Source organism: Pseudidiomarina aestuarii (genome assembly GCF_003987355.1).
Lineage (GTDB): Bacteria > Pseudomonadota > Gammaproteobacteria > Enterobacterales > Alteromonadaceae > Pseudidiomarina > Pseudidiomarina aestuarii.
This window is the reverse complement of sequence record NZ_PIPR01000003.1, coordinates 127,660-153,868: the sequence shown is the minus strand read 5'-3', so window position 1 is coordinate 153,868 and position 26,209 is coordinate 127,660. Positions and strand designations below refer to the sequence as shown.

General features: G+C 48.6%; 23 protein-coding genes and 1 other RNA gene. 5 read left to right on the top strand and 19 right to left on the bottom strand.

The window, feature by feature from the left end; genetic code table 11:
* Nucleotides 1–31: 31 nt before the first annotated feature.
* Both CWE22_RS10790 and CWE22_RS10785 read right to left on the bottom strand, forming a co-directional pair.
* Entirely contained in the window at nucleotides 32–1,579 is a 1,548-nt protein-coding gene (locus tag CWE22_RS10790; RefSeq protein WP_169931488.1) for a S10 family peptidase, read from the bottom strand.
* A gap of 80 nt (nucleotides 1,580–1,659) precedes the next feature.
* Nucleotides 1,660–2,904, bottom strand: coding sequence for an NRAMP family divalent metal transporter (locus CWE22_RS10785; RefSeq protein ID WP_169931487.1), 1,245 nt, complete (start codon nucleotides 2,902–2,904; stop codon nucleotides 1,660–1,662).
* 143 nt (nucleotides 2,905–3,047) lie between these two features.
* Between CWE22_RS10785 and CWE22_RS10780 the strand changes: the two genes are divergently transcribed.
* A complete protein-coding gene (locus tag CWE22_RS10780; protein ID WP_169931486.1) occupies nucleotides 3,048–4,067 on the top strand; it encodes an ArsJ-associated glyceraldehyde-3-phosphate dehydrogenase in 1,020 nt (339 codons plus the stop codon).
* A gap of 2 nt (nucleotides 4,068–4,069) precedes the next feature.
* On the top strand, nucleotides 4,070–5,293 hold the full coding sequence (gene arsJ / locus CWE22_RS10775; RefSeq protein WP_169931485.1) for an organoarsenical effux MFS transporter ArsJ: 1,224 nt from the start codon (nucleotides 4,070–4,072) through the stop codon (nucleotides 5,291–5,293).
* Here the strand turns inward: arsJ and CWE22_RS10770 are convergent.
* The 13 genes from CWE22_RS10770 to gcvT form a co-directional block, all read right to left on the bottom strand.
* On the bottom strand, nucleotides 5,290–7,503 hold the full coding sequence (locus CWE22_RS10770) for a putative bifunctional diguanylate cyclase/phosphodiesterase (protein ID WP_169931484.1): 2,214 nt from the start codon (nucleotides 7,501–7,503) through the stop codon (nucleotides 5,290–5,292). The two genes, arsJ and CWE22_RS10770, sit on opposite strands and share 4 nt — an antisense overlap.
* A gap of 121 nt (nucleotides 7,504–7,624) precedes the next feature.
* Complete coding sequence (locus CWE22_RS10765; RefSeq protein ID WP_169931483.1) at nucleotides 7,625–8,953, bottom strand: HipA domain-containing protein; 1,329 nt, start codon at nucleotides 8,951–8,953, stop codon at nucleotides 7,625–7,627.
* On the bottom strand, nucleotides 8,953–9,186 hold the full coding sequence (locus CWE22_RS10760; RefSeq protein WP_169931482.1) for a helix-turn-helix domain-containing protein: 234 nt from the start codon (nucleotides 9,184–9,186) through the stop codon (nucleotides 8,953–8,955). The genes CWE22_RS10765 and CWE22_RS10760 overlap by 1 nt, the downstream gene beginning before the upstream one ends.
* Before the next feature lie 129 nt (nucleotides 9,187–9,315).
* Entirely contained in the window at nucleotides 9,316–9,642 is a 327-nt protein-coding gene (locus CWE22_RS10755; protein WP_169931481.1) for a hypothetical protein, read from the bottom strand.
* A 49-nt stretch (nucleotides 9,643–9,691) separates the two neighbouring features.
* Nucleotides 9,692–10,018, bottom strand: coding sequence for a DUF1330 domain-containing protein (locus CWE22_RS10750; protein ID WP_169931480.1), 327 nt, complete (start codon nucleotides 10,016–10,018; stop codon nucleotides 9,692–9,694).
* 12 nt (nucleotides 10,019–10,030) lie between these two features.
* Nucleotides 10,031–10,135, bottom strand: a complete 105-nt coding sequence (locus tag CWE22_RS12195; protein ID WP_169931534.1) for an MGMT family protein — start codon at nucleotides 10,133–10,135, stop codon at nucleotides 10,031–10,033.
* Nucleotides 10,136–10,164: 29 nt separating this feature from the next.
* Nucleotides 10,165–10,527: a hypothetical protein gene (locus CWE22_RS10740; RefSeq protein WP_169931479.1), complete on the bottom strand. Its 363-nt coding sequence runs from the start codon at nucleotides 10,525–10,527 to the stop codon at nucleotides 10,165–10,167.
* Nucleotides 10,528–10,762: 235 nt separating this feature from the next.
* On the bottom strand, nucleotides 10,763–11,668 hold the full coding sequence (locus CWE22_RS10735) for a hypothetical protein (RefSeq protein WP_169931478.1): 906 nt from the start codon (nucleotides 11,666–11,668) through the stop codon (nucleotides 10,763–10,765).
* 117 nt (nucleotides 11,669–11,785) lie between these two features.
* The gene (locus tag CWE22_RS10730; protein ID WP_211618701.1) at nucleotides 11,786–12,475 is read right to left on the bottom strand and encodes a hypothetical protein; all 690 of its coding nucleotides are present in this window, start codon (nucleotides 12,473–12,475) and stop codon (nucleotides 11,786–11,788) included.
* A 310-nt stretch (nucleotides 12,476–12,785) separates the two neighbouring features.
* Nucleotides 12,786–15,332 (bottom strand): DEAD/DEAH box helicase family protein, encoded by a 2,547-nt coding sequence (locus tag CWE22_RS10725; protein WP_169931477.1) that lies wholly within the window; start codon nucleotides 15,330–15,332, stop codon nucleotides 12,786–12,788.
* A 236-nt stretch (nucleotides 15,333–15,568) separates the two neighbouring features.
* Nucleotides 15,569–18,478: an aminomethyl-transferring glycine dehydrogenase gene (gcvP, locus tag CWE22_RS10720; RefSeq protein ID WP_169931476.1), complete on the bottom strand. Its 2,910-nt coding sequence runs from the start codon at nucleotides 18,476–18,478 to the stop codon at nucleotides 15,569–15,571.
* A 93-nt stretch (nucleotides 18,479–18,571) separates the two neighbouring features.
* Nucleotides 18,572–18,961, bottom strand: a complete 390-nt coding sequence (gcvH, locus tag CWE22_RS10715) for a glycine cleavage system protein GcvH (RefSeq protein ID WP_169931475.1) — start codon at nucleotides 18,959–18,961, stop codon at nucleotides 18,572–18,574.
* Between the two features lie 43 nt (nucleotides 18,962–19,004).
* A complete protein-coding gene (gene gcvT / locus CWE22_RS10710) occupies nucleotides 19,005–20,081 on the bottom strand; it encodes a glycine cleavage system aminomethyltransferase GcvT (protein ID WP_169931474.1) in 1,077 nt (358 codons plus the stop codon).
* Between the two features lie 171 nt (nucleotides 20,082–20,252).
* Between gcvT and CWE22_RS10705 the strand changes: the two genes are divergently transcribed.
* Complete coding sequence (locus tag CWE22_RS10705) at nucleotides 20,253–21,104, top strand: LysR family transcriptional regulator (protein ID WP_169931473.1); 852 nt, start codon at nucleotides 20,253–20,255, stop codon at nucleotides 21,102–21,104.
* Nucleotides 21,105–21,137: 33 nt separating this feature from the next.
* On the opposite strand, the gene CWE22_RS10700 is transcribed toward CWE22_RS10705, so the two are convergent.
* Genes CWE22_RS10700 through CWE22_RS10685 form a run of 4 tightly spaced genes read right to left on the bottom strand, consistent with a single transcriptional unit; the run spans nucleotide 21,138 to nucleotide 25,398 of the window.
* Nucleotides 21,138–22,292, bottom strand: coding sequence for a UbiH/UbiF/VisC/COQ6 family ubiquinone biosynthesis hydroxylase (locus CWE22_RS10700; protein WP_169931472.1), 1,155 nt, complete (start codon nucleotides 22,290–22,292; stop codon nucleotides 21,138–21,140).
* Nucleotides 22,292–23,506 (bottom strand): 2-octaprenyl-6-methoxyphenyl hydroxylase, encoded by a 1,215-nt coding sequence (ubiH, locus tag CWE22_RS10695; protein ID WP_169931471.1) that lies wholly within the window; start codon nucleotides 23,504–23,506, stop codon nucleotides 22,292–22,294. Before ubiH ends, CWE22_RS10700 begins: the two co-directional genes overlap by 1 nt.
* A complete protein-coding gene (gene pepP / locus CWE22_RS10690) occupies nucleotides 23,488–24,810 on the bottom strand; it encodes a Xaa-Pro aminopeptidase (RefSeq protein ID WP_169931470.1) in 1,323 nt (440 codons plus the stop codon). Before pepP ends, ubiH begins: the two co-directional genes overlap by 19 nt.
* Nucleotides 24,811–25,398, bottom strand: coding sequence for a UPF0149 family protein (locus CWE22_RS10685; protein ID WP_244596058.1), 588 nt, complete (start codon nucleotides 25,396–25,398; stop codon nucleotides 24,811–24,813).
* Between the two features lie 158 nt (nucleotides 25,399–25,556).
* Between CWE22_RS10685 and CWE22_RS10680 the strand changes: the two genes are divergently transcribed.
* The gene (locus CWE22_RS10680; protein WP_169931469.1) at nucleotides 25,557–25,871 is read left to right on the top strand and encodes a cell division protein ZapA; all 315 of its coding nucleotides are present in this window, start codon (nucleotides 25,557–25,559) and stop codon (nucleotides 25,869–25,871) included.
* Between the two features lie 19 nt (nucleotides 25,872–25,890).
* Nucleotides 25,891–26,073: non-coding RNA, 6S RNA (gene ssrS / locus CWE22_RS10675), on the top strand.
* Nucleotides 26,074–26,209: the final 136 nt, after the last annotated feature.

Genomic DNA, 26,209 nt, shown 5'->3' with positions numbered 1-26,209 from the left:
CCTTGTTACTCTTGTGGTTAGTCTGAATAGATTACTGTTGCCCTTCATATTTAGCGGGTTCGCCCGCTTTAGGCAAGGTATTCAGAATAAACTCACGTAAATCATCATTCGACTGACGCAGGTCTTCCGCACGCAGGTACATCATGTGCCCGCTGCGATAGCCTTTAAAACTAAACCGATCACGCATTTTGCCGCTCGGATCAATGTGCCAGTGATTAAACTTGGCATCAAAATAGTTGGTGGCACCGTCAAAGTAACCTGACTGGGTCAGTACATGCAGATATGGGTTCGCGCGCATCGCTTCACCCAACTGGTGGCCGGTACGATCATTACTGCGATCCCAAGGATGCACTGAACCAAACATGTTGTATTTCACATCGGTTTTATAGTTCAGGACTTCACGCATGTAATAGTTAATCGCTGGCGTAAACGAGTGCAACCATGAGGTTAGCTCAGCGTTGTAATCCGGTGAGTCGCCCACGTCAGAGCGGTCAATACCTAAATAACGCGAATCCAAACGACCAATCGTTTGACCGCGGTCACGCAACAACTCTTTCCAGAAGAAACGAGTCTCCACGTCGAGGTTGGTTTGCATAATCACATCAGCATCCAGACCTGAATAGCGTGCCACCTGCTCGGCGACTTCACGCTTCTCAGCATCACTCAGCATATGGCCTTTCGCCAACGCCGGTAAATAAGTGTCCAGCGTGTATTCTTCAACCTGCGGCAGTAACTCCAGTAAATCTAAACTTTGCAGGTCTTCAGGCAGCGCCTTGTGATACCAAGCAGCGGCAGCAAAATAAGGCAAGCGGTTTGCTGCTTTAACTGGGCCGTCACGGTCAATACCGATATCGGTAGGTGACACTAAAATCACACCGTTGAAGTACATCCACTGACGGTTCTGGAGCTCTAACGCCAAGCCAGACACACGGGTCGTACCGTAGCTTTCACCAATCAGATACTTCGGCGAACGCCAGCGCTCGTTGCGCGTTACGAAAGTATTGATCCAGTCCGCCAAGTACTTCACATCCGCATTCACGCCGAAGAACATTTTCTGTTGCTCTTCGCGCGACGGCATTTCGCCTTTGCTATTCGGCAACACGCGTGAGTAACCCGTGTTGACTGGGTTTACAAAAACGATGTCCGCAACATCCAGCACGGAGTGTGGGTTATCTTTCACGCCGTAAGGCATGATAGGGAAACCTTCATCATCAACGCGCAATGACTTGGGTCCGGTGTAGGCAATGTGCATCCAGACTGATGCAGAACCGGGGCCACCGTTGAATGAAATCAATAGTGGACGATTCGCGCGGTCTTTCACGCCTTCACGTTGATAGTAGGTGTAGTGCAATGCAGCAATGGCATCACCACTTTCGTTGAATACAGGCTGAGTACCTGCAGTGGCGGTGTATTCAACTCGCTCACCTTTAATGGTGACACGATGTTCGGTGGTAACAGTTTCATCAGCGGCGAGCTTCGCTGATGGCATTTTGCCGTGGTCATCCGCGTACGCAGGCTGTGCAATGAGCGCGCCAGCTAGCATGAGTGCAGAGAGCACGTTTACAGAGAGTAATTTCATAGCCAATACCCTAATTGAAGTGATTCACTCCATTTAAGGGGATTCGGTAGCAAACCTCAAGTGCGCTGCGACCAATCGGCTTATTTCATCGTTAACAGCAGCCAAACCGCATAAACCAATGCAAAGCCGGCCAAATAGAACAAACCTAGCCACGCATAAAGACGCATGGCTGGCGCCAACCGTTTTTTCCGCGCCAGCGAATAGTTGAGCCAAGCAAAGAACGGAGTGGTGAGAAACGCTAGGGTCATGGCGAAGGTCAGCATAGGTCCCAGAGCGCTGCGGAAGAACAAAATCACCGCCATCCCCGCTAGGCCTTGGCCAATAATCCAGTAGCGTAATGAGCTATTCAGACGCGGCTTGCCCTCTGCGGTTTTGGTACGGCGACGTAAAATTCTAAAGCTTTCTCGGAGGGTGCGCGCATAACCGTCAAGCACGGCCAGTGTGGTGCCAAACATGCACAGAAACGCGACACCACCCACTAGGTATTCAGACCACGAACCTATGGTCGCGGCATACATTGCGACAAATTGTGTAGCGAATTGACCGCTTGCCAGTGCAATCGGTTGCTCACTGCCAAATTGCACCATGGCGCCGAGCGCCAAGAACAGCAATGCCAGTGCTGCGGTGACCCAATAGCCTAAGTTAAAGTCAAACAGGCCATCACGTAGGGTCACTTGAGTAAGTTGCTGCTTACTGCGCAGCCATAACGAGTTAATGGCGGAGAGCTCAATGGGTACTGGCATCCAGCCCATCATGGCGACCAAAAACGCCAGCGCAGAGAGTTTCCATGGTGACGGCGGCACAAAGTCAGGAGACACAGTTGCTGGTTGTTGCGCAGCGATAATGACCGCAGCGACGGTTGCGACCGTCAGGCTAAACATGATCCACTTGGATAACCGATCTAAGGTTCGATACTGCCCTGCCAGTAAGATAAACAAGCATGCGAGTAGCAGAATCCAGCACAGCAAAGTAACCGACAGCTGTGGCGTAAACCATTGCAACAAACTCGCTGTGAGGAGCAATACGCCTGCGGTATTCACCACTGCGGCTACTACGTTGAGCACAGTGAAGAGCTGCAAGTACCAACGCCCTTTGCGGTAATAACCAGAAATCAGGCTTTCGTTATTTTGTAGCGTGTAGGTCACACCAAAGCGGAAGAATGGGTACTTCAGCACATTCACCGCTAGGATTACCCACCACAATTCCCAGCCAAATAAAGCTCCAGCTTGAGTGGATGCGACCAAATGCGAAGCGCCGACTGCCGCTGCGGCGAGAATAATTCCGGGACCGAGCGCCCGTAAACGTGATGATGTGGGTAGGTTCATGGCTCTGACTTATTGTTATTGTTGGCCGTAACCAGAGCATAGCTGGAAATTCTGAGAAACAGAATTGTCATTTTGCTTTAGAGGCATAGAAGCATACAATTTCAAGATGAAAGTAGGTTTTCGACTGCAGACAGGAGTAACGCATGACACTGAAAATTGGTATCAATGGACTTGGACGTATTGGTCGACTCGCGCTACGTGCGGGTTGGGATAACCCAGAGCTTGAGTTCGTGCGTTTGAATGACCCCGCCGCAGACGCCGCCACCTTTGCGCATTTGCTGAACTTTGACTCGGTGCATGGACGGTGGGCACACGAGGCCACCGCGACCAACGATGGCACCATCAAAGTCGGCAACCAAACACTCGCATTCACGCATGAGCGAGACACCAAAGCGATTGATTGGTCCGCATGTGATGTAGTGATTGAAGCCAGCGGCAAAATTAAAACCAAAGCGGCACTGCAAGCCTACCTCGACCAAGGGGTAAAACGTGTGGTAGTAAGCGCTCCGGTGAAAGAAGAAGGCGTACTTAACGTCGTGCTGGGCGTCAATGATCATCAGTTTGATCCAGCGCAGCATCGTATTGTGACAGCAGCATCCTGCACCACCAATTGCCTTGCTCCGGTGGTCAAAGTGATTCACGAAAAGCTCGGTATTCTGCATGGTTCCATGACCACCATTCATGACGTCACCAATACTCAGACTATTTTGGATGCGGCGCATAAAGACCTACGCCGTGCCCGCGCTTGTGGCATGAGTTTGATTCCAACGACCACAGGTTCGGCAACCGCTATTGCGGTGATTTTCCCTGAGCTCAAAGGCAAACTAAACGGCCATGCGGTGCGGGTTCCACTCGCTAATGCCTCGCTGACCGACTGCGTGTTTGAGGTTAAGCGCGCGACCACTGTGGAAGAAGTAAATGGCTGGCTAAAAGAAGCTGCCGCCGGAGATCTCAAAGGCATTCTGGGTTATGAAGAACGCCCACTGGTGTCGATTGATTACAAAACGGATCCACGCTCGAGCATTATCGATGCGCTGTCCACCATGGTCGTGAACGGCACGCAAGTGAAACTCTATGCGTGGTATGACAATGAGTGGGGTTATGCGAACCGAACGGTGGAACTAGCCGCCTTGGTTGGCAAACATGAGAAAGGTGCCGCTTAAGCATGCTTGCAGCCATCCGTCAGCTTTCTGCTCCCGTACGCCAGTATTTGCTCATCACCGGCAATTACTGGGCGTTCACGCTTACCGACGGCGCACTACGAATGTTGGTGGTGCTGTATTTCCACCAACTCGGCTACAGTCCGCTCAGTATCGCGATGCTGTTTTTGTTCTACGAGATTTTTGGGGTAGTCACTAACCTGATTGGTGGCTGGTTGGGTGCGCGAATTGGTTTGAATCGCACCATGAATATCGGTCTCGGCCTGCAGCTGATTGCGTTAGCTATGTTGTTGGTCCCTACCCCCGCATTGACCGTCATTTGGGTGATGGCAGCACAAGCTTTGTCCGGTATTGCCAAAGACTTGAACAAAATGAGCGCCAAAAGCGCAATAAAGACTTTGGTGCCCGCCGATGCGCAAGGCCAACTCTATAAATGGGTGGCGCTTCTCACTGGCTCGAAGAATGCACTCAAAGGTGTCGGATTTTTCCTTGGCTCGCTGCTGCTCTACACCGTCGGTTTTCAGTGGGCGATTGGCATCATGCTGGGCGCACTCGCGCTGGTCTGGCTAATCAGCCTTTGGCGCTTGGGCGCAGACTTAGGTAAAGCTAAGTTTAAGCCGAAATTTCGGGATGTCTGGTCAAAAAGCCGTGCTATCAATCAACTCTCTGCCGCTCGACTCTTTTTATTTGCCGCACGGGATGTGTGGTTTGTCGTGGCCCTGCCCGTGTATTTTGCCACGCAGCTCAATTGGCCACATACCTGGACAGGCGTATTTATGGCCTGCTGGGTGATTGGTTATGGTGCGGTACAAAGCCTTGCTCCGCGCTTCACCCACAAAACGGGTGAGCCACGCCGTGCCGCGGTGTGGTGGGCCTGGATGTTAGCACTCACTCCGCTGCTGATCATTGCTGGGCTTACCTACGGTGGGTCACCGGCGGGAGTCATTGTGAGCGGGCTATTACTATTTGGCGCTGCTTTTGCAGTGAACTCAGCACTGCACAGCTATCTGATTGTCAGCTATGCCCGTGCCGATGGCGTGTCGCTCGACGTCGGCTTTTACTACATGGCGAATGCCATGGGCCGACTTACAGGGACAGTGGCTTCAGGGTTGGTGTATCAATGGTATGGCTTGGCGGCATGCTTGTGGGTGTCGGCAGGCTGCATTGTGATTGCGGCGCTGCTTGCTATCGGCTTACCGCGAACAGAAAACCCGATCAATGCAGACTAATTAGCATTCAAATGCGACAGCCATTGTTTCGCAAATTCATCAGCGGGCATCGGCTTGGCAAAGAAATACCCTTGCGCCGAGGTGCAGCCCGCCTCAAGCAAAGCTTCCGCCTGCGCTTCGGTTTCCACACCTTCGGCTATGGTCTTCATGCCGAGTGTTTGAGCCATCGCAATAATGGTCGATACAATGGCGGCACTGCTGCCGTCATCAATCATCTTGTGCACAAAGGACATATCAATTTTTAAGATATCGACCTCAAAGCTCTGTAAATACGCCAAAGACGAATAGCCGGTACCAAAATCATCCACCGCAAATCGAAAGCCCGATTGTCGGAGCTCGTGGATCATCCGCATGGCTTGCTCAGGGTCGGTCATCAACGCACTTTCGGTAATTTCGAGTGTAATAAGTTGCTGCGGCAACTCGCCGCGAAACTGCACCAGCTTTTCCACGAGTTCGTGACTGTCCAGTTGCTGAACAGCCAAGTTGACAGAAATTTTTACCACTTGTGCATAGGATTCTTGCCATTGACGCAAATAGTCACAAGCTAGGCCCATGACCTGCTCACCTAACTGATTGAGAACCCCTTGCTCAGCTGCAATCGCGATAAACTCGTCAGGTGGAACCATGCCAAGCTCATCATCAATCCAGCGGCAGAGCACTTCTGCGCCAATCAATTGATTGGTTCGGAGATCAATTTGCGGTTGAAAATAAATGGTGAGTTCGTGCTGCGCTAGAGCACGCATAAAACGGTCAGTACGATGCCGATGCTGTTGCAACTGAGCGGCGAGTTTCTGACTGAACACACACACCTGCTGACCATTGAGTTTGGCTTGGTGCAGCGCTGTACTCGCGGACTGCAATAACTCATTGGTGGTATCAATCATCGACGTATGTACCACACCGGCACGAAGCGCAATCTGCACCTCAATGTGGTCGGCCCGGATCGGATTCTTGGCGCAACTCAGCACACGCTCCAATACCGCTTCGATAGGTTCATCCGTTTCCGTGTTGTGCACCACCAACACAAATTCATCGGCAGACAGTCGCGCACAATACTCGTTTGCGCGCATTGACTCGGAAATGCGATCGGCTAATTGTTTCAACACTTCGTCACCCAGATGTATGCCCCACTCATCATTGATGCGACGGAAGTTCACCACATCAATAATTGCGACGTACATCGCTTCTTTGTTGGCCTCTGGCTCATTCGCGTTGTAATGCAGATGACTGAGCAAAGCGGCTCGGTTGGGAAGACCTGTGAGTGTATCGGTAAATGCTATTTTGGTAATTTTATCGCGTTGCTCTTGGCGTTCGGTAATGTCGGTTATAAAGCCTTCAAGATAGCCGTAGGATTGATCGGTGCCAGACACTGCTTGCCCTTGTTCCCACACCCAACGCACCTGACCGTCTTTACGAATAATTCGATAGCTCAATTGGAACGGTTTCTGCCGTTCCTTTTTGGTTTCGACTCGTTTATCCACCAAGCTACGGTCGGGCGGGTAAATAATATCCATCCACGACAAGGTCCGGTTGCCAAGAAAATCTTTCGCAGTGTAACCCGTGAGCGCGCTGACACCGCTGCTGATAAACTCCATGGTCCAGTACTCATCATTTTTGCAGCGATAAGCAACACCCGGTAAATTATCGATTAAGGTTTCTAAGCGACGACGACTTTCTTTCAACTCCGAGTAGGAATGGCTTTGTGCCAGCTCCGCGCCCGCTAAAGCGGCAATAATAGCGACAAGCCCCTGCTCAAACTGACTGAATTTACGAGGCTCACTGTGCAGCAAAGCAATCAAGCCTAAGCGAAAACCGGCTTGGTCGAACATAGGCACACCCAAATAGCTTTGAGCCTGAATTTCTTGTAGAACTTCATCCCTCGGAAAACGCTCACAGACTTCATTCGGGAATGCACAATGGTCGCGATCGAGCACTTGTTCGCACGGCGAACCGTCTAAGTTATAGGTGAAATTAGCGACAGGCTTGCCATAAGATACGAGCGCTTTAGTGGTGGCAGTATGCTGATCAGGGAGTACTTCGGCCACCATGGCATGGTCAACCTGAAGACTGGCGGCAAGTATGCGCATGAGTTCGACAAAATATTCGTTATGACCGACTAAGCGCTGTGCTTCGGCCACACGTTTGAGGATATCATCCGCGATTTCAGCATCACTTCGTTGTGATTCTTCTGTCGATTTGTCGCTTCCCATGCTTTGCCTTTTTTGATGAGCTTTTCTAAGCCCCATGCATCAAGCATAACGGGTAACTGGACTACGTCAAGTTTATTGATTTATAACGGAAAATACTAAAATCAAAAATACCGGCGAATACTTAGAAGCCGAGTCGTTGATACTTATCAGTGAGTTGCAATGTGTACTGCTCAATATTGTCTGCAACCGGTAGAACAAACGGATATTTTTTCTCTGCTAATTCCTTCGCAGCAGCCAGAGCTTGCGGCATTAAATTCAACAATTCTTCGAGTACAGGCTGTATCTCAGCAGCCTTAATGCCATGCTTTTCGGCATGAGGCAGCCAGTGTCTCGGGAGAATTTCGGACCATTTATAATGTGCATGTTTCGAACGTACAACCATCGCCATTTTAATTTTTTGGGGTTGCAAATCACCCTGCCCAAAATACGGATAAGCTGACATCACATCGTAAATTGGGGTCAGATCAATTTTGCCCCCAGGTAAGATAAAAACACTGAAATTCTTAGCGTGCCCGTCAATCGCTGCCAATAAGAAGTAGATGAACTGATAACGTAAAAAGTTGAGCTTATTCCGATATGGGTCGATGGACGTGTCGAGTAGCTCAGCAATCTGAATAGCACTGGGTCCACCATCACTTTCATATTTGGTGCCACTATACACTCCCAAGGCCTGACAACAGTCCTCTTGCGGTAACCGATAAATAAATCCGTCAACTAATTTTCGGTCGAACCGCTCTACCGATAAAACAGGCTGATTATCGATGGTCAAAATATCTGCGTTCGCCACTTCAAAGGGCAATTGGGAGCACTTTGAGAGCTGTCTCATTAACTCTAAACAAAACCATTCATTGCTGACGCTTGTGGACAAGTCGATATCAGGATTATTCGAAATAATGTGAGGCTTCAAAATATGTGTGGTTGGTGTTGAGCCTACGGGTATTCCCAAACTTCCGTCATGCCATGTGAGTGCAGTTTTGTCCTGAGCTCCCGCCAAGGAAAACCTGAATTCGCTATCATCCTGAATACCGAAGGTTTGGCCACTTCGGGTTCGTTTCATATGAGCACTTAAAGCTGCTGCGTCCAAAATTTTTACTTGAGGTAACTGCATAGGGGGAGAACTTGGCGAGTCGGTGATGGATAATGCACCGACACAATCGCGACCAATTGAAGCGAGCAAGTCATAGGGATTCTCACTCTTGGCGTTGACGCGTTCCGCAATTGCCCGTCTTACCCGCTTACTATCGGGTAGTAAGTTATCGAAGTAAGCCTCTACCGTATCGCCTTTGTAAGGGAGGTCTGTTAGTGGCATTGATACTGAAATAGGACGCGCATGAGCTGAACTTATCCAGCCCACGTCATATTGAAACGTCAAGGTGCCGCTAACGCGCTTGAGAATACCGACGCGCTCACCGTTCATATGACAATACAAAGCCGACACACGCTTCACCATTACCAAATGCTCGCTTTCGTTGTTGTGTCGTCAGCAGATACCATGATGCTTAACTTTAACGCTGCACAAATTTTCAGTAGCGTCGATAGCTGCATATCACCACCGTTTTCAATAGCTGAAAGACTCCGTGGACTAATACCGGTTTTGCTTGATAAGTCACGCTGAGTCATCTGCAACGACTTGCGCTGTTGTTTAATTTTCGCGCTAGCATCCGCTAATCGGTTGATATTCATTGTATACCTCAAAACATGAAGTAGAGTTCATAAAAGAATAATATGAAGTATACTACACACAATGCAAATAGGAAGTCTACTTCAGATTAGTTTCAGGAGAGGATGAAATGAACCGCGTTGAGATGTTCGTTAGGTTTTGCGGTTCATCCACCGATGTATTGGGAACGTAACCAAGGCAATGATGAAACTAAAAATGATGAATTCAGAAAGTAAGCGCAACCATGAGGTGGGTTCACGTGTGAAGAGGCTCATTGGCTCACCATAGAGCACGGTGAATAGAGTCAGAACAATCAGCACTCCGAGTCCCACGTCATTCACACACTTTAAGAAGCTAGTGTCTTTTACGACAGAGGTTGCCTCTTCGTTGCTACGGCGTTTGCGTCTTAGCCTTTGACCAAAGTACATACCCGTAAAAGCACCGACCAAGGCAATGCTAATGAGTAATACATCATCCATGTTTCGTTCTCCCTGTTTGTTACCTTTAAGCTCTTGCGCTTATCTCAATTTAGTTATGTGCTTTTAATAGTGGCCGCAAATCATCCAATTTGTCGAATAAATGCCAAATATAATTCTTTGTACCCTTCTCACGATGCGGGTGCAAGTCGGCCAACTCGGGATCATTGCAGTAACCTTCAAAAGACTCTTTCGACTCCCACTCCACCAAAATCAACACTGTACGCGGCGTCATGTCACCCAGCGCCGCCTCTCTGAACTTGCCCAGTGAAATCACTTTCCCACCATGCTTGCCCACTTCCTTAACCGAGCGCTTCGCGTACGCGAGGTACTCGTCTTTATCGGCGATATCGAATAGGTTTAGCGCGTATACGGGCATGGGTGTTACTCCTTATTCAAAATTTTCATGTTCAAGCAACCAGCGTTTTGTTGTTGAGCTGCTTTGGTAACTGGTTAAGCTTACATCTTTTTGAGTGACGCGATGACATGGAACGATAACAACTACCGATTCTAGTTAGGGATACATTACAGAGCAATTTGAGAAAGCTGATTCGTCACTTCCAGCTTGGCTTGATCTCGTTTGATGGCGACTGACCATAGTGACAAAAGCCAGCGCCGAATAACTGGCAGGCAAAAACACAAAAAACCAATGAGCCAAGCCAAGGGACCATCACCAGATGCAACAATTAGCGGTAACACCAAGGCCGTCGCAATCAACAAACATAACACACCAAGCAGCTTGCTCGCATAATTTACGCGCATGTCACTCACCAGCAGCGCAAACAGCAGCGCGCCTTGGAACGCTCCTGCAGCTAGGATTAGGCTTTGGGTTTGGCTTTGGGTTTGGGTTTGGGTTTGGGTTTGGATTTGGATTTGGATTTGGGGCATTTGGGGCATTTGGGTTTGGGCGTAGTTAGCTATGAAAGAGGTTCACCCTTTGGGTGGAACTATGTCGATTTGCGTATCTCTGCAACTGCACTAATCAGATAATATTTGCTCGGCTATAAATCTTTGTCGTCGTTTTCTATAGCAATTTCGGAGTAAAAAACGATACGATAATCCTGCATTTTCATATAAAACTTTAGCTGAAGTTACAATTCCCGATACACGATACATCGTGGATTCACTTAGTTATCTTGAGAAATCCTTTAAGGAGCCTAATTCGATCTAACCAAGAGGGCTCCTTGGGGTGTTCTTGGAACATTTTTAGCCAGTCTTCATAATCCGCTTGATTTGGTTGAAGTTCTTTTGCTCTTCCGGTATCAAAATTGGGTATAGTAGTCTTCTCTAACCACCTTCTGAATTCCTTTTTGTATTGCTCTCGAATTCTTTCGCCATGTTCAACTAAATCAGAGCATAGAAACGACGAGAAGAAAATGACATCGTCAGCATACTGATATATTGCCTGAACTGTATCGGAATACTCTTGGTTTACGCTTCCATTTGGCAAGGGAAACCCGAAATAGACACTCAACATCTGCCTATGTGAAAGCTCTTCAAACGTGGATTTATAGTTATTAATGAGATCATTTCTATGCTCGATACTTTGTCGCAAAAGATCTAGCGAACTTTGGAGGGTAGACACTAGTGCTAGAGGACGTCCCTTTAGGCTTAGTTCTCTCTGCATTAATCGAGATACATCGTCAAACGGCACGAATGGCATATGGAATATCTTAAAATCCATCTCAAAGTGAATCTGCTTATCACTGAGATCCCGATTCTTTAAAGCGGTCTGACATCTCTCCTTATCTGAAAGGAATTGTAAGTATAAATTTTGAACATGCTGCCCTTTCAATCCGAGCACAGAGTTACAAGTTAGGAATACAGAAGTGATAGCAACATTAGTCGACCGCAACTGCACCTCAAGAAACTCACGGCGTCTCCCATTTATTGCAATCTTGTGTGCTGCAAAAGCACCTGCAAACGCGCCGAACAAGGCGCCGATAACTGTAGAAATAAACTGCGAATTGATTAGCTTAAACGCGTTTTCAAGATCGAAATCAATTAAGTTCTGCAAGATTATTTCCATTTTGACTCCATCTTTAAAGTTTAGACCTCAACATAGATATTGAGTGCACGAAAATATGTCATTTTAAACTGTATCAATGCGGTTAACAGAAAGTGCATTTGATAGAATGCATATATTTTAATTGCTATTAAAGTGAGTAATGACTTTATATGTTATTTTCGTATTATTAGCCTCTAATATTTCTATATTAGAACCTTTATAAGATATGATGTGTCCATCGTTCAAATCATATTCAACGTCGACATTATATGATTCACGAGCCATTCCATTGCTGTACTCCCGATATTTAAATCGAATTTTATTGTCAACTTTTCCCGTGTAAATTAATTCTTGCATAAAAGAGTCTGGTGTATAAATGTTCATTAACCTTACGTTAGGCTTAATGTCATCAGAACAAAATCGAGTCCCTACCCCTCCTAGAAAACATAAGTACCCAGAACTACTATCAACATACGGCTTTGCCGGACTGGGTAAACCTGAAAAAACGCTAACAGTCCCTGTTCCAACACCATGAGCAGGACCAAATACTCGGTGTTCATCTTTTAAACCAATTTGATGATAAATCCCGGCTTTTACTGTCCCATCAAAAATATCAACGTCATTCTGCAAACTGAAACCATATACTTTTATGGCAAGACCAGACTCTAACAATCTTTCTCCCAGACCTGCAGTAACCTCCCGATCAAGCTCGGGATACTTTACTTTTCGAACGTCAGGAGCGGTTGCAGTATGAGAGGCCACACATCCCACCACAGCATGCGTTAAGATGATCAGAACGAAATAATTACAAACGCTCTTTCGAATCATTAGCTTATCCTTTTAATAAACTACAAAAGTTTCTATTTAATTTTCTCAACTATAGATAATACTTAAAACTAATTCATGTCCTTTTATTGGGGAAAGCATCAAGCAACGTTAACCTCTAATTAATTAAGACTTACTTGATATTATGTTTATCGAAACGTTCCGCGAACGTCTTGTTAGTCATCCTGTTTGTGCTGAATCGCGTCAACCGCTACTAAACAAGCGGCGCAAGGACCATACTTCTATCCGTTAAAAGTAGTTCTGTAACCGAGATGTCAAACTCATACATTTATTATGCTGGATGGTATCCTTGCTAACCTACATATCGCTTTACCGGCTCTACATACCTTTGCTTAAAATCTATTACCTTTAATTGGTTGCTATTCAATAAATCCTCAAGCACATCGTCACTTATTTGATGAGGGTTATCATGAGCTAAAATGTCACCAATAAAAGCACGGAAATTGCTTTTTAGTTTGACAAGGTTTTTTTCCCTCAAAATAAAACTTTTCTCACTAATGAATGCGTCATGACTAAGCCGAATAGCAGGAATAATTAATATTTTTGTACACTGTGCAGAATTATAATTAGTATTGAACCACTGTATGTGCTGATCAAATTGTGCCGCTTCTGATTTATAAATCGCGCTTCTATCAGGTTTCACTTGATTCTTACACTCTATCAGAAAATAGGATTGATCGTCGGCACACCACAGATTGTCTGGACCTGCTTTGTCCTCCTTTTCTGGTCGTCGGCTTTTGAAGCCCAAGGCCGTACCCAAATCTTTAACTGCTAGTTCGAATTTTTCTGAATCCGCTCCCCAACTTAAAGAGTCGAGTAATTGTTCGCAAAATAATCTTAAGTCCATTTTGCTTGAGAAGCCTTTAATGAACTTTCGAATTAGTTCATATCGACCAGTGTTACCAAATTGTAATTTTCTATGAGGGATTTCAAGCGGCGGCTTGAGTAGTGAATTATTGAGTATATACGCTTCCTGTTGCGCTTCAATTGATCTCGCTCGGCTAATATGAACTAGAAAAAAAGCAATCTTTTGCATAAGCCAACCTTTCTCATCATCATTGTTTTGAATGCTTTTAATGACTTCTTTAAGAATCTTGGCTCCCTTTTCAAAGTCTTGATTAGCAATTGCGATTTCAGCCTCACGTTCTAAATTAAGTCTTTCTATAATTTTGATTTCGTCGTCAGTTTTCTCGTCATTTTGGATTTCATCCATCTTAGCTACGTAAAAACTCTTCCAATCTTCGTCTCGATTTAAAATCTGATTGAAAGTGGCGAAAAGGACTTTGATAGGATTCTCACTTTCGTTAGAGTCTTCCTGTGCGAATTGAGCAATCTGTTTCCCTATTTCGATTTGTTGTAATGTCTGACTGGAGAAATATTTGGACGTGTTTCCGCCTTTGATAAAAGCTACTAGGTCTGGATTCGTAATTACGATTATGCAAAAATCCTTTTCTCCCCGAACTCCACGACCAAGCCCTTGCTCTATTCTTTGAGAAATTCTCACATTGATAACATCACTTGTACGTACACAAGTCTCCTCATATCGGTCGGCCAGAGATTCTGCGAACGGCTTCCCATCTAAAATAAGAAGCCGACAGGAGTTATCTGGAAGGTCTATTCCATCATATCGATTTGCGAATACCAAAGTTTGTTCGTACTTTCCCTTCTTCAATAAATCGATGGCTTCGTACATATCTTCGCTTCTGGGGAGTATCGCTCCTAGTTTTTTGTATTGTTCAGCCTTTTTAAAACTGGGAACGAGTGCAACAAGCCCAAATTTAGGATGCTCAGTTGATAATAGAGTCGATACTACTGTAGCTTGATCAAGCTCATCACTTATAAGTTGAGGAATTATGACAGCCTTTTCACCAGACCATTTTATGGTCTTGTCCTCAATAGGGTTCAGTACACTCTCTATCTCAAAACCTAGCCCTTTGATGAAAAATGCATCATCCTGGGTAGTTGCCGACATTAAAATTCTTGATCTTGCATTGTTAAACGAGCCAAATCTATCGATTACCGATATTGAACAGCTTATTTCTAGAGAGCTAGAAGATAGATATGCGGAGCACAGCTCTAACCTGTCTCTAAGCAAAGGCCATGTGAACCTCAAATCACCATCGCTTGAATACTTGTGTAGAACGCTCAATACGGCATCATATTTATCTTTCCATGCCCAATAAGGTATTGGTAAAATTGCGTCAGTCTTATTGGAGGTGATATCCAAAAATGTTCCAGCGCCCTGTTGTTGCAGTTCTTCTCGGAAGATTTTAGTGATTTCTTTATAGGCAGCTTCATTTTTTTTTAATTTAATTGTGGAAGCCTCTTTTATAGAGTCAATGCAGGAGTGAGAATCATCAAGAACTACCGCTCCGATATCCACAGAATGTTTATCTAATTTGAAAACAGACCTTCCATTAAATACCTTTTGAACATATGTAACTAGAATTTTGGAGGCATCTAAAAACTCATCCGGCAATCGGCTGGATTCTTCATCGAATGAGCATGTCTGAATTCCGAAACGACTAGCATCGGCTATCACTTGCCTTGCGAGATACTTATTTGGGCATATATATAAAGCGGGGAGTTTTAATTCAATCAACCTAGATTGCAGTAATAGAAGACCGACTAAAGTTTTTCCTTCGCCTGTATGCATTTTTATAATGTTGTCTTTTCGATGCCGAAAGCTTTGAAACCAACGTTCTAGAACGTCCGCTTGAGAGCTTCGCAGTCGTCCTACATCACTTTCTCGATCCAGACCTTCATAGATTAATTGTGGTTCTATCGGCTTTTCTTGATTTAGCGAGTTGAGTCGTTTCGAAAAATTAATAGGAGGCATTAAAATATATCCGTAAATTTAACATCATACGAACATAATATCTTTAAGCATTCAATGCAAAAAATAAGATAGAATTTATTGGAATTCGCCCTTTAATTTAACTCCATTGAACTTAGATTAGTGTGATTTTTGCTTTGTTTCGTCATTGTATATGCCGACTCGCATCAAGTCTTACTTAAACAAAAATGCCCTCGAATTGGAGGGCATTTCATCTCAACAGTTATCTAAATTAAAACTTAACGGTAGCTCTCCAGCGGAGGACAGCTACACATCAAGTTGCGGTCGCCGTAGACGTCGTCGATGCGGTTCACGGTTGGCCAGAACTTGTTCACGGCAACGGCGGCTACTGGGTAGGCGGCGGTGCTGCGGTCGTAAGGGCGGTCCCAGTTGGCGTCGACAATGTCGGCCAGCGTATGTGGGGCGTGGTGCAGTGGGTTGTTGTCCTCTGGCCACTCGCCTTTTTCAATACGACGGGCTTCGTCGCGAATGCTGATCATGGCTTCAATAAAGCGGTCCAGCTCAGCTTGTGACTCGGATTCGGTTGGCTCGACCATTAAGGTTCCGGCTACTGGGAAGCTCATGGTGGGGCTGTGGAAGCCATAGTCTTGTAAGCGCTTGGCTACGTCCATTTCGGTGACGCCACAGGCATCTTTGAGTGGACGCAAATCAATAATACATTCGTGCGCCACGCGGTCATTCCGGCCTTTATAGAGGATCGGATAATGCTTGCTGAGCTTCTTCGCTACGTAGTTGGCGTTCAAAATCGCAACTTCAGTGGCTTCACGCAGGCCGCGGCTGCCCATCATGGCAATGTACATCCATGAAATGGGCAGAATGCTCGCGCTACCAAATGGCGCTGCTGATACCGCACCGTTGTCTAACCCAGTACCGTGAATCGGTACTACGGTGTGATTCGGCAGGAATGGCGCCAGGTGCTTCTTCACACCAATGGGGCCCATACCTGGACCACCGCCACCATGCGGAATACAGAAAGTTTTGTGCAGGTTCAAATGCGATACATCGGCACCAATATAACCCGGTGAGGTCACGCCTACTTGTGCGTTCATGTTGGCACCATCCAGATACACCTGACCGCCGTGCTCATGCACGATGTCACAGATGGTCTTGATGCCCTCTTCGTAGACACCATGGGTAGACGGGTAGGTCACCATAATGCACGACAGGTTGTCACCGGCTTCAGCGGCTTTCGCTTTCAAGTCTTCCAGGTCAACGTTACCGTTCTTGTCACAGTCGACAACCACCACGTTCATGCTCATCATCTGAGCAGACGCTGGGTTGGTACCGTGTGCAGAGCTTGGAATCAGACAGATGTTGCGATGGCCTTCGCCACGGCTCTGATGATACTTGGCAATGGCTAACAAACCGGCGTACTCGCCTTGCGCGCCTGAGTTCGGCTGCATGGACATAACATCGTAACCGGTAATATCGACCAACCACTCAGACAAGGTGGTTAACAGCTCACCGTAACCGGCCGCTTGGTCGGTTGGGCAGAATGGGTGCAACTGACCGAACTCTGGCCAGGTCACTGGAATCATTTCTGCAGTGGCGTTGAGCTTCATGGTGCACGAGCCCAAGGAGATCATGCTGTGGTTCAACGACAGGTCTTTGTTCTCGAGTTGCTTGATGTAACGCAGCATCTCGGTTTCAGAGTGGTAGCTGTTGAACACGGGGTGCTCAAGAATAGCGCTGGTGCGCACCAGTTCCGCTGGAATCGATTCCAACTCACCGGCAGCCACACGCGAGTCTAAAGTCTCGATATCGAGGCCGTGGTCATCGCCGAACAGTACTTCAAATACGGTTTCAACGTCAGCACGGGTTTTGGCTTCGTCGAAGCTAAGGCCGAACTGTGATTTACCGTTCACTTGACCATCAACACGCAAGTTAAAGCCTGCGTCAACCGCTTTCTGAATCAAGGCTTCAGCGTTACCGTCGTAAGTAAAGGTCAAGGTGTCAAACCAAGTGGTGTTGACCAGCTCGATGCCAGCGTCCGCACCCTTGTCGTGAATACCTAGCGCGGTGATATCGGTCAGGCGATGAATGCGTGAGGCAATAGTTTTTAAGCCTTGTGGCCCATGATATACCGCATAAAACGACGCCATGTTGGCCAACAATACCTGTGCGGTACAGATGTTCGAGTTCGCTTTTTCACGGCGGATATGTTGCTCACGAGTCTGCATCGCCATACGCAAGGCTTGGTTGCCGCGTGAGTCTTTGGAAACACCAATAATACGACCTGGCAGTGAACGCTTGTACTTGTCACGCGTTGCAAAGAACGCAGCGTGTGGACCACCGTAGCCCATAGGAACACCGAAACGCTGGGCAGAGCCCAACACAATGTCGGCACCCATTTCGCCCGGTGATTTCAGCAGGACCAAGCTCATGATGTCCGCAGCAACAGCTACGATACCTTTGTTGCTTTGAATGTCAGCAATCAGCTGCTCAAGATTGTGCAATTGACCTTCGCGGTCTGGGTATTGCAACAAGGCACCAAAGTGTTCAGTCGCAGTCGCTTCGTGGGCAGGACCCACGACCACTTCAAAGCCAAACATCTCGGCGCGGGTTTTCACCACGTCGATAGTTTGTGGATAGACGTTGTCCGCCACAAAGAAGGTGTTCGATTTGCTCTTGCTGACACGCTTCGCCATCGCCATCGCTTCTGCCGCAGCAGTCGCTTCGTCGAGTAATGACGCGCTAGCAAGTTCAAGACCGGTTAAGTCCATGGTCATGGTTTGGAAGTTTAAGATAGCTTCCAAGCGACCTTGTGCGATTTCTGGCTGATATGGCGTGTACGCGGTGTACCAACCTGGATTTTCTAACACGTTGCGGAGAATGACATTGGGGACCAGCGTGTCGTAATAGCCCATCCCAATAAATGACGTCAGTACCTTGTTTTTCTTGGCAATAGTGCGCAACTTAGCCAGCGCTTCGCGCTCGGTCATCGGCTCGCCAACAGCTAAGAATGGTTCACGTCGAATGGCACCTGGAACCGTATCCGCGGTTAACCCTTCGAGCGAAGTCTCGCCCAATTCGGCCAACATGGCGGCTTGCTCATCGGCGCTTGGGCCAATGTGACGAGCAATAAATTCACCATGGTTTTCTAACTGTTGCAGTGTGGTAGTCGTCATTTACTTCAAATCCCCTCATCGCGGGTTAGACAGAACTGTTGAAACACAAAACCCCGGTCATTCGTACCGGGGTTGTGGTTTTCAAATCTCGTATTACTCTTCGTCGATAACTGCTTGATAGCCTTCAGCATCAAGCAAGCCATCTACTTCACTAGCGTCGTCAGCCTTAATCTTAAATAGCCAACCGTCGCCATAAGGATCACTATTGACGGTTTCTGGTGCGTCTTCTAAGTCTTCGTTGATTTCGACAATCTCGCCCGCAATCGGTGCGTAGATGTCAGACGCTGCTTTCACTGATTCAGCTACTGCTACATCATCACCAGCGGCAACGTTGTCGCCCACATCAGGCAATTCAACAAACACCATGTCACCGAGCAAGTCTTGAGCGTGCTCAGTAATACCTACGGTGTAGATACCGTCGCCTTCGTTGCGCACCCACTCATGGGTTGATGCGTACTTTAATTCTTTAGGAATGTTGCTCATGAGTTAATCCTTCATTGTAATGATGAGCTCGCACTAGCGCGGTTTACAGCACCGACTTGCCGTTGCGAACGAAACTAGGTTTGACCACGCTCACTGTAACCAATTTTTTGCGCATTTCCACCTCGGCGGTATCGCCGACGGTATTCGGTACGCGCGCCATTGCTACTGAGAAGCCAAGCGTCGGTGAGAAGGTACCTGACGTAATCATGCCTTCGCCACCCTCAACAATGACTTTCTGGCCGTGGCGTAATACGCCTTTCTCTTGCATGACCAGGCCGACTAACTTGGCATGGCCATTGGCTTTTTGCTGCTCTAGCGCCGCACGACCAATAAATTGACGGTCAGCAGGCTCAAACGCCACACTCCAGCCCATATTGGATTCTAATGGAGTGGTGGTTTCGTCCATGTCTTGTCCGTACAAGTTCATGCCCGCTTCCAAACGCAGGGTGTCACGCGCACCTAAACCGCTCGGCTGCACGCCAACATTCAATAAGTCGTCCCACAACTTCTCGACGGCATCCGCTGGCACGACAATTTCATAACCCTTTTCACCGGTATAACCGGTTGTGGCGATAAATAGATCACCGACTTGCACTGACATAAAAGGTTTCATGCCGGACACTTCGGCAAAGTCATCGCCCATAACGAGCTTGAGCTTGTCCGCTGCATTTGGACCTTGCAGAGCTACCATCGCCAACTGCGACTGCTCAGTAATAGTCACTTTAAAGCTTGCAGCAACGCTGTTGATCCAGCCGAGGTCACGCTCACGAGTAGCGGAGTTCACCACTAAGCGATAGGACTCATCGGTAAAATAATAGACGATCAGGTCATCAATGACTCCGCCCGACTCGTTCAGCATGCTGCTGTACTGGGCTTTGCCGTGCACGGTCAATTTGGCAACGTCGTTCGCAAGCATGTAACGCAAGAAGTCTTTCGCTTCTACGCCTGCAACATCAACGATGGTCATGTGTGATACGTCAAAGATCCCTGAGTCTTTGCGCACTGCATGATGCTCTTCCATCTGCGAGCCGTAATGCAATGGCATGTCCCAGCCATGAAAGTCGACCATTTTCGCGCCAGCTTTCACATGGGCTTCGTATAACGGGGTCCGGTTGGCCATAAGCGCAACGTCCTTTTATCGTCAAAGATGTCATTTAAAAAGTGCGCAAATTATAAAACTTGCGCGCCCGGGTCACAAATGAATAATCCTAATATCTTTATTTAAATAATAAATGCTGATACTTTTTCTATAATTAAACTTTATAACTCTTTGTTAAAGCGAGAGCTGGTTATGCAACATCTGTCTTTGGATGCGCTTCGTGCCTTTGTCAGCGTATATGAACTGCAAAGTTATACCGCTGCGGGCAAGCAATTGGGCCGCTCGCAACCGGCTATCAGCCTGCAAGTACAACGCTTGGAAGAGCAACTCGGTGTAGCACTCATTCAGCGCAGCGGTGGCCGCATTCTGCTGACCTATGCTGGGACTGAACTGCTGGACTCGGCGCGCCAAATTTTGAATCTCAACGATCAAATTCTAGTACGTTTCACCGAACCCACCCTGTCCGGCCGAGTGCGGCTGGGTATTCCCAGTGAATTTGCGAGCAAATTGCTGCCGCAAGTGGTCGGGCAATTCGCCCAAGCATATCCGAACGTCACTTTGGCAGTAACCTCGGCACTTAGCAAAGATTTGTTGACCAGTGACGAGTCGGCGTTCGACCTGATCATCGCGTTAACTGAGCCCGGCTCGGCGCAACAGCGACAAGCAGGACTGATGCAACTCAAACAAGAAGCTTTGGTATGGGCGGGGCCAGTAGGGTTTGATGTGTTGGACCAAGAGCCTTTGAGTTTGGTCTTAGCGCCGGATGGCTGTATTTATCGGCGCCGCGCCCTACGCGTGCTCAAACAACAAAATACGCCGGTACGTATTACTTATACCAATGCGGATTTCTCCGGGCTGACGGCGGCTTTGGAAAGCGGTTTGGGGATTACGGTATTGGCGCAAAGTACGGTGCCAGATCATCTGCAACGCCTGCAACATGGACTGCTGCCCGCGCTGGGTGATGTGAGTGTGGTGCTGCAGGTGGTGGATACGGAAAACGCTGCAGCGCAGCAGCTAGCGCAGTTCATACGAGAAAGAATCTAAAAGCGTCACTGGCTACTAGCTACTAGTTACTCGTTAAGAGCTCGAGCCGAGGGCTACTTGAGTGAGCATGCGTTTGATGGGTGTGATTCGATCGGCTGCGTGGAGTCCGAGGCCGCGGAGGACTTTAGCGACGGGGTTCGCGGTGCCGAAGCCACGTTTGAAGCCTTCCATAGCGGTGATCATGATGACGGCGGCGGCTTTGCGCTCGCGTTCCCACTGGCGCAGTTGGCGATGCGTCACTTCACCTTCCGCGAAGACTTTCAGTATTGCAGTGACATCGGCAAAGCCCAGATTAGCGCCCTGCCCAGCCAGTGGATGAATGCTATGGGCGGCATCACCAATCAAAATCACGCGGTCATGCAGCCAGCGCTGTGCGTAATGCATACGCAACGGAAAACTAGCACGCTTCGAGACGACTTTTACGGTACCCAAACAGCTATCGGACACACGCATGAGTTGATTGGCAAAGGCTTGATCATCGAGGGCTTCATACGTACCGACCTGATCCTCATCGCAAGACCACACCAAGGAAACCTGATTGGGGTTACCGAGCGGCAGCAGAGCTACGGGTCCTGATGGTAGGAAGACTTGTCGTGCGACAGCACCATGGGGCTGTTCACACTCAATCACCGCGACCATGCCGCGTTGTTCGTAATCCCAGAACGTCAAAGGCGCCTGCACTTTCTGGCGAATTTGCGATTGCACGCCATCGGCTGCAATTAAATAATCCGCTTGGTAACTTTGTCCGGTGGCGGTTTTGACTTGGACTTGGGTCTCGGTTTGGTGCAATTCGGTGATCGCTGTTTCTGGGTGTAAATGCACGCCAACTGCTTGTGCACGTTCCCAAAGTTTGGTCTCGACCACACGGTTTTCAACAATGGCACCGAGGTCATCGGCATTCACTTCCGCCGCGTTAAATTCGATGCGACCAAAGCTATCGTGATCCCAGACTTCCATGCCGGTGTAGGGTCCGAGGCGTTCCCGTGGCAGCTGACCCCATACCTGCAAGTGTTGCAGCAATTGCCGACTGTGTTGTGCGAGTGCGCTGACACGTAACTCGGGTTGGTCGGTATAACTTGGTGCTGCTGCGCGTTCAATCAAGGTGACTTGGTGCCCTTGCTCGCGCAGACCAATGGCTGTGCTGAGGCCAATCAGGCCGCCGCCGACGACGAGAACGGAATAAGCCATCAGTGCTCTCCTCTGCCCACGACAGGATTGTTTAAGCCCATTGTTTGTCGCGCAAAGGCGGCGCGCAATGGTGGCAGCCAGTCGAGAATGCCGAGCGCCAACGTACGCCCATAGGTCAACGGAAACGCCGATGATGAGAAGCCGCGCACCAGCAAATCGGTTAAACCGATGGTGCGGTCGTAGTCTTCTTTGCGGCTTTGCCAATAATCGCTCAACACAGCGTAGCTGCCGAAATCGGTCTTGGTTGACGTTGATTTTGAGAGCACCGCCGCCAAACTCAGCGCATCTCGCACGCCGAGGTTAAAGCCCTGCCCGGCAATCGGGTGTAATGAGTGTGAGGCATTGCCGATCAGCACGGCGCGATGCGCGATACTGCGTTCGGCTAAATGCAGTTGTAATGGATATTGAGTCCGCATGGTGACGTCGGTAAAGCGCCCAGCGCGAAAACCAAACGCGTGTTGCGCAGCGCGAACAAATTCGGCTGGCGGCAACACCATGGTTTTAGCAGCTTCTGCGGGCGGTAAGCTCCACACCAGCGACGCCTGTTGCTTCGGCATAGGCAGCAAAGCCACCGGCCCATGCGGCGTGAAACGCTCATAAGCCCAGCCATTAAGACCGTCCTCAAGCTGCAACACCGCGATAATACCTTGCTGGTCATAATGGGTAGACACCACGGGAATATCGAGTGCAGCGCGCACTGCGGATTTATTGCCGTCCGCACCCACCAGTAACTGACAAGTCATACTGACTTTGTCACCGGCACCTGATTCTACCGTGACTGTGCGTTCTGAACGGGCTGCGCTGGTTGCCACCACGCGATGGTCACCTAGCCACTGAATATTAGGCTGCGCTTGGCAGGCATTATATAACGCAAGGTTGAGTTCACTGGCGGCAATCACTTGCCCTAAAGCGGGCACATTTTCTTGCTCCGCGTGCAATCGTGTCGCACCCAATTGGTCCCGATCACTGACATGAATGTGCTCAATGGGACAAGCTTGTGATGCTAACTGCGACCAAACACCCAACCCTTCCAACACGCGAACGGTGCCAGCTGCAAGTGCGATAGTGCGCGGATCGGGTGCGGGGCCATCGGCTTGCGGCTCTACCACGACAATGATGTGGTCAGGTTGCGCACGTGCCACTAGCAACGCGGTGAGCGCGCCCACTAATCCACCACCGGCAACCAGCAAGCCCGTTACTTGTTTTGCATCCATTGCTCAATCTCAGCCACGGTTTTGGGTACGCCAGCGGTTAAATTCTCATAGCCATCAGCGGTGATCACACAATCGTCTTCAATGCGAATGCCGATACCGTGCCACTTCTCGTCCACATCAGGCATGCCCGGCGGAATATAAATACCTGGCTCGACGGTCAGTACCATGCCTGGCTCAAACGCGCGCTTTTTACCAGCGGCGTCATAGGTTCCGACGTCATGCACATCGAGCCCTAGCCAATGACCCAGTCCGTGGATAAAGAATTTGCGATAACTGGTCGCATCCCAATGCTCGGCAAACGAGCCTTTGAGAATTCCCAATTCAATCAAGCCTTGGGTGATGACTTGTGCAGCGGCATCTTGCGCTTTGGGTAAGCTGCTGCCCGGCTTTAAGGTGGCTAGTGCAGCTTCTTGCGCGGCTAAAACCACTTCGTACAGAGCTTTCTGGGTATCGCTAAAGCGCCCATTCACTGGGAAAGTACGGGTAATATCACCGGCATAACCTTGGTATTCGGCTCCGGCGTCAATCAGCAGCAAATCACCGTCACGCAATACGTCACTGTTCTCGGTGTAATGCAGGATACAAGCGTTCACACCGCCGCCACAGATAATTCCATACGCTGGCGCAAGCGCGCCATGCATCGCAAACTCATGTTGGATATCAGCACACACTTGATACTCATACCGACCCGGCTGCGTCGACCGCATCGCCCGTTGATGCGCCAGCACGGAAATCTCCGCCGCACGACGCATCACCGCCAGTTCATTGTCGCTCTTAATCAAGCGCATACTTGCCAGTTGTGGGTTACAATCCACCCAAGCTACTGGTGCGCTGTAGCCCTTTTTCGGAGCGCTACGCAAAAACGCCGCCGCTGTTTGCAATTGTTGGTGTAATTGCGGTTTGTCATGCGGATAAAACACGCTATGCACACCGTTCAGTATTTCGGGGAGTAACTTTTCAAATTGCTCAATCGAATAAGCAGCGTTAACGTCAAGCGCTTCAACCGCGCGTTCAACACCCAAACGCCGACCATGCCAGACTTCTGCATGAGGGTCACTGGGCTGACAGAATAATTGCACTGGCTCGTCAGCATCAGGTGCGAGCACCAGTACCGCATCAGGCTCGTTAAAACCGGTTAGGTAAAAGAAGTCACTGTCTTGGCGAAACGGATATTCGGTGTCACGCGAACGGGTTTGCAGTGCGGCTGCGGGAATCAGCGCAACGGCTGAGTGCTTTTGCTTGCGCAAAAACGCGAGCAATTGCTCGCGCCTTTGTTTGAATTCGTGCTTGGGAATGTGGCTCATTTAATGCAGGACCTTATTCGTTTTACACGCGCCCCCAGAGTTTTTGCCGAGTTCGTTAAAACATAACATCGCAGAAATTCGTAGGTACTCGACTATTTCAAAGTAAGCGCGTTCGCCTTCTTCATCCTCATCTACGGACAAATCGAGCTTCGCGATCTCGACTAAATCTTCAATGGCTTCACGCAGGTCTTCAGATAAGCCTGCGAGATTGGTTTGATTGACGCCAAACCCCACTAAAAACGACTGCACCCAAGCGGTCATGGCTTGCAGACGCTCGTATAACGGCTGATGGTCGCCCGGTAACAATAATTGATAGCCCAAATCAGGATCACGCATCGCCGCACAGATAGAACCCGCTAATTCGACGAGCTTTTCTTTGACCGCAGGTTTGAAGGATTGGCCTTCGTGAATCAGGTCACTCATGAGCAAGAGCCAGTCATCACCCTCTAAGCTAGCTCCCCCGGCAACCATTCCAGATAAAATGCCATGCACTTCGGCAGCATTCGACAGGAGTCCCTGCTGTTCAAAAAATTCGGTTAAGCGATCATAACTTTGCAGTAAAGACACTGCGCCACTGGGATCAGACATCAATGCATTCCAACTTTTTTCGCGTACATGTGTACACACATCGTAACACTGCATAGCCATTCAGGCTAGCTGACAAAGCGCACCGAAGCATGCCATAATGGCGCCGTCTGAATCGGCCAACAATAGTAATAGTCACAGTGCCAGTAAAGGAAAAGGTCATGTCACAATCAACGCCGCGTACCATGGATATAAAATTGATGGATCGCCAGTATAAAGTGAACTGTCCCGCGGGACAGGAAGCGGCATTGCAACGCGCGGCCGACCGGCTCAATGAGAAACTTGAGCAGATCCGCTCCGCAACACGGTTGAGTCATCCGGAGCAGATTGCAGTAATGGCCGCCCTGAACTTGTGTCACGAAGCGACTCAATATGCTGATGCACAAGACGAGAAAGTACGCGATTTAGAGGAAAAAATTAAACTGCTCCAAGATACACTTGAGCAGGTAATGGCAGAGCAACGTCCTGGACGTTGAGCAGTTCTGCAGCAGTTATGATTGCCTGGAATGTGCGCTAGCGAGCTTATGTCCCTGAGCCGATGTCATCAGTAAAGGGGCTCACTGAGCGGCTATTGTGCAAGCTCGACCCGTATCGAGAAGCCTGCGGCCGTGCATTTGCGCCCCGCCTTGAACCAGTGGGTTCAAGGGCTACAGCCAGCGGCGGCATTCCGGGTGATCACCCTCTCGAAACCCCAAAAGCGAAAAGATAAAAGCGTTACTAGTTACTAGCTACTCGCAAAAGACAAAAACTAAAAGCGAGAGCTGAGCGCGCGTTGCTAATAGCTAGTAACTAATAGCTAGTCACGCTCTTCGGT

What these genes read in the sequence shown, in the direction of transcription:
- CWE22_RS10700 (WP_169931472.1), bottom strand. Translation starts at nt 22,292, where the DNA reads ATGGCTTATTCCGTTCTCGTCGTCGGCGGCGGCCTGATTGGCCTCAGC.
- CWE22_RS10765 (WP_169931483.1), bottom strand. Translation starts at nt 8,953, where the DNA reads ATGGTGAAGCGTGTGTCGGCTTTGTATTGTCATATGAACGGTGAGCGC.
- CWE22_RS10760 (WP_169931482.1), bottom strand. Translation starts at nt 9,186, where the DNA reads ATGAATATCAACCGATTAGCGGATGCTAGCGCGAAAATTAAACAACAG.
- CWE22_RS10790 (WP_169931488.1), bottom strand. Translation starts at nt 1,579, where the DNA reads ATGAAATTACTCTCTGTAAACGTGCTCTCTGCACTCATGCTAGCTGGC.
- pepP (WP_169931470.1), bottom strand. Translation starts at nt 24,810, where the DNA reads ATGAGCCACATTCCCAAGCACGAATTCAAACAAAGGCGCGAGCAATTG.
- CWE22_RS10770 (WP_169931484.1), bottom strand. Translation starts at nt 7,503, where the DNA reads ATGGGAAGCGACAAATCGACAGAAGAATCACAACGAAGTGATGCTGAA.
- CWE22_RS10685 (WP_244596058.1), bottom strand. Translation starts at nt 25,398, where the DNA reads ATGTCTGATCCCAGTGGCGCAGTGTCTTTACTGCAAAGTTATGATCGC.
- CWE22_RS10750 (WP_169931480.1), bottom strand. Translation starts at nt 10,018, where the DNA reads ATGCCCGTATACGCGCTAAACCTATTCGATATCGCCGATAAAGACGAG.
- CWE22_RS10680 (WP_169931469.1), top strand. Translation starts at nt 25,557, where the DNA reads ATGTCACAATCAACGCCGCGTACCATGGATATAAAATTGATGGATCGC.
- gcvP (WP_169931476.1), bottom strand. Translation starts at nt 18,478, where the DNA reads ATGACGACTACCACACTGCAACAGTTAGAAAACCATGGTGAATTTATT.
- ubiH (WP_169931471.1), bottom strand. Translation starts at nt 23,506, where the DNA reads ATGGATGCAAAACAAGTAACGGGCTTGCTGGTTGCCGGTGGTGGATTA.
- CWE22_RS10740 (WP_169931479.1), bottom strand. Translation starts at nt 10,527, where the DNA reads ATGCCCCAAATCCAAATCCAAATCCAAACCCAAACCCAAACCCAAACC.
- CWE22_RS10780 (WP_169931486.1), top strand. Translation starts at nt 3,048, where the DNA reads ATGACACTGAAAATTGGTATCAATGGACTTGGACGTATTGGTCGACTC.
- gcvT (WP_169931474.1), bottom strand. Translation starts at nt 20,081, where the DNA reads ATGGCCAACCGGACCCCGTTATACGAAGCCCATGTGAAAGCTGGCGCG.
- CWE22_RS10730 (WP_211618701.1), bottom strand. Translation starts at nt 12,475, where the DNA reads ATGATTCGAAAGAGCGTTTGTAATTATTTCGTTCTGATCATCTTAACG.
- CWE22_RS10735 (WP_169931478.1), bottom strand. Translation starts at nt 11,668, where the DNA reads ATGGAAATAATCTTGCAGAACTTAATTGATTTCGATCTTGAAAACGCG.
- CWE22_RS10705 (WP_169931473.1), top strand. Translation starts at nt 20,253, where the DNA reads ATGCAACATCTGTCTTTGGATGCGCTTCGTGCCTTTGTCAGCGTATAT.
- CWE22_RS10725 (WP_169931477.1), bottom strand. Translation starts at nt 15,332, where the DNA reads ATGCCTCCTATTAATTTTTCGAAACGACTCAACTCGCTAAATCAAGAA.
- CWE22_RS10785 (WP_169931487.1), bottom strand. Translation starts at nt 2,904, where the DNA reads ATGAACCTACCCACATCATCACGTTTACGGGCGCTCGGTCCCGGAATT.
- arsJ (WP_169931485.1), top strand. Translation starts at nt 4,070, where the DNA reads ATGCTTGCAGCCATCCGTCAGCTTTCTGCTCCCGTACGCCAGTATTTG.
- CWE22_RS10755 (WP_169931481.1), bottom strand. Translation starts at nt 9,642, where the DNA reads ATGGATGATGTATTACTCATTAGCATTGCCTTGGTCGGTGCTTTTACG.
- gcvH (WP_169931475.1), bottom strand. Translation starts at nt 18,961, where the DNA reads ATGAGCAACATTCCTAAAGAATTAAAGTACGCATCAACCCATGAGTGG.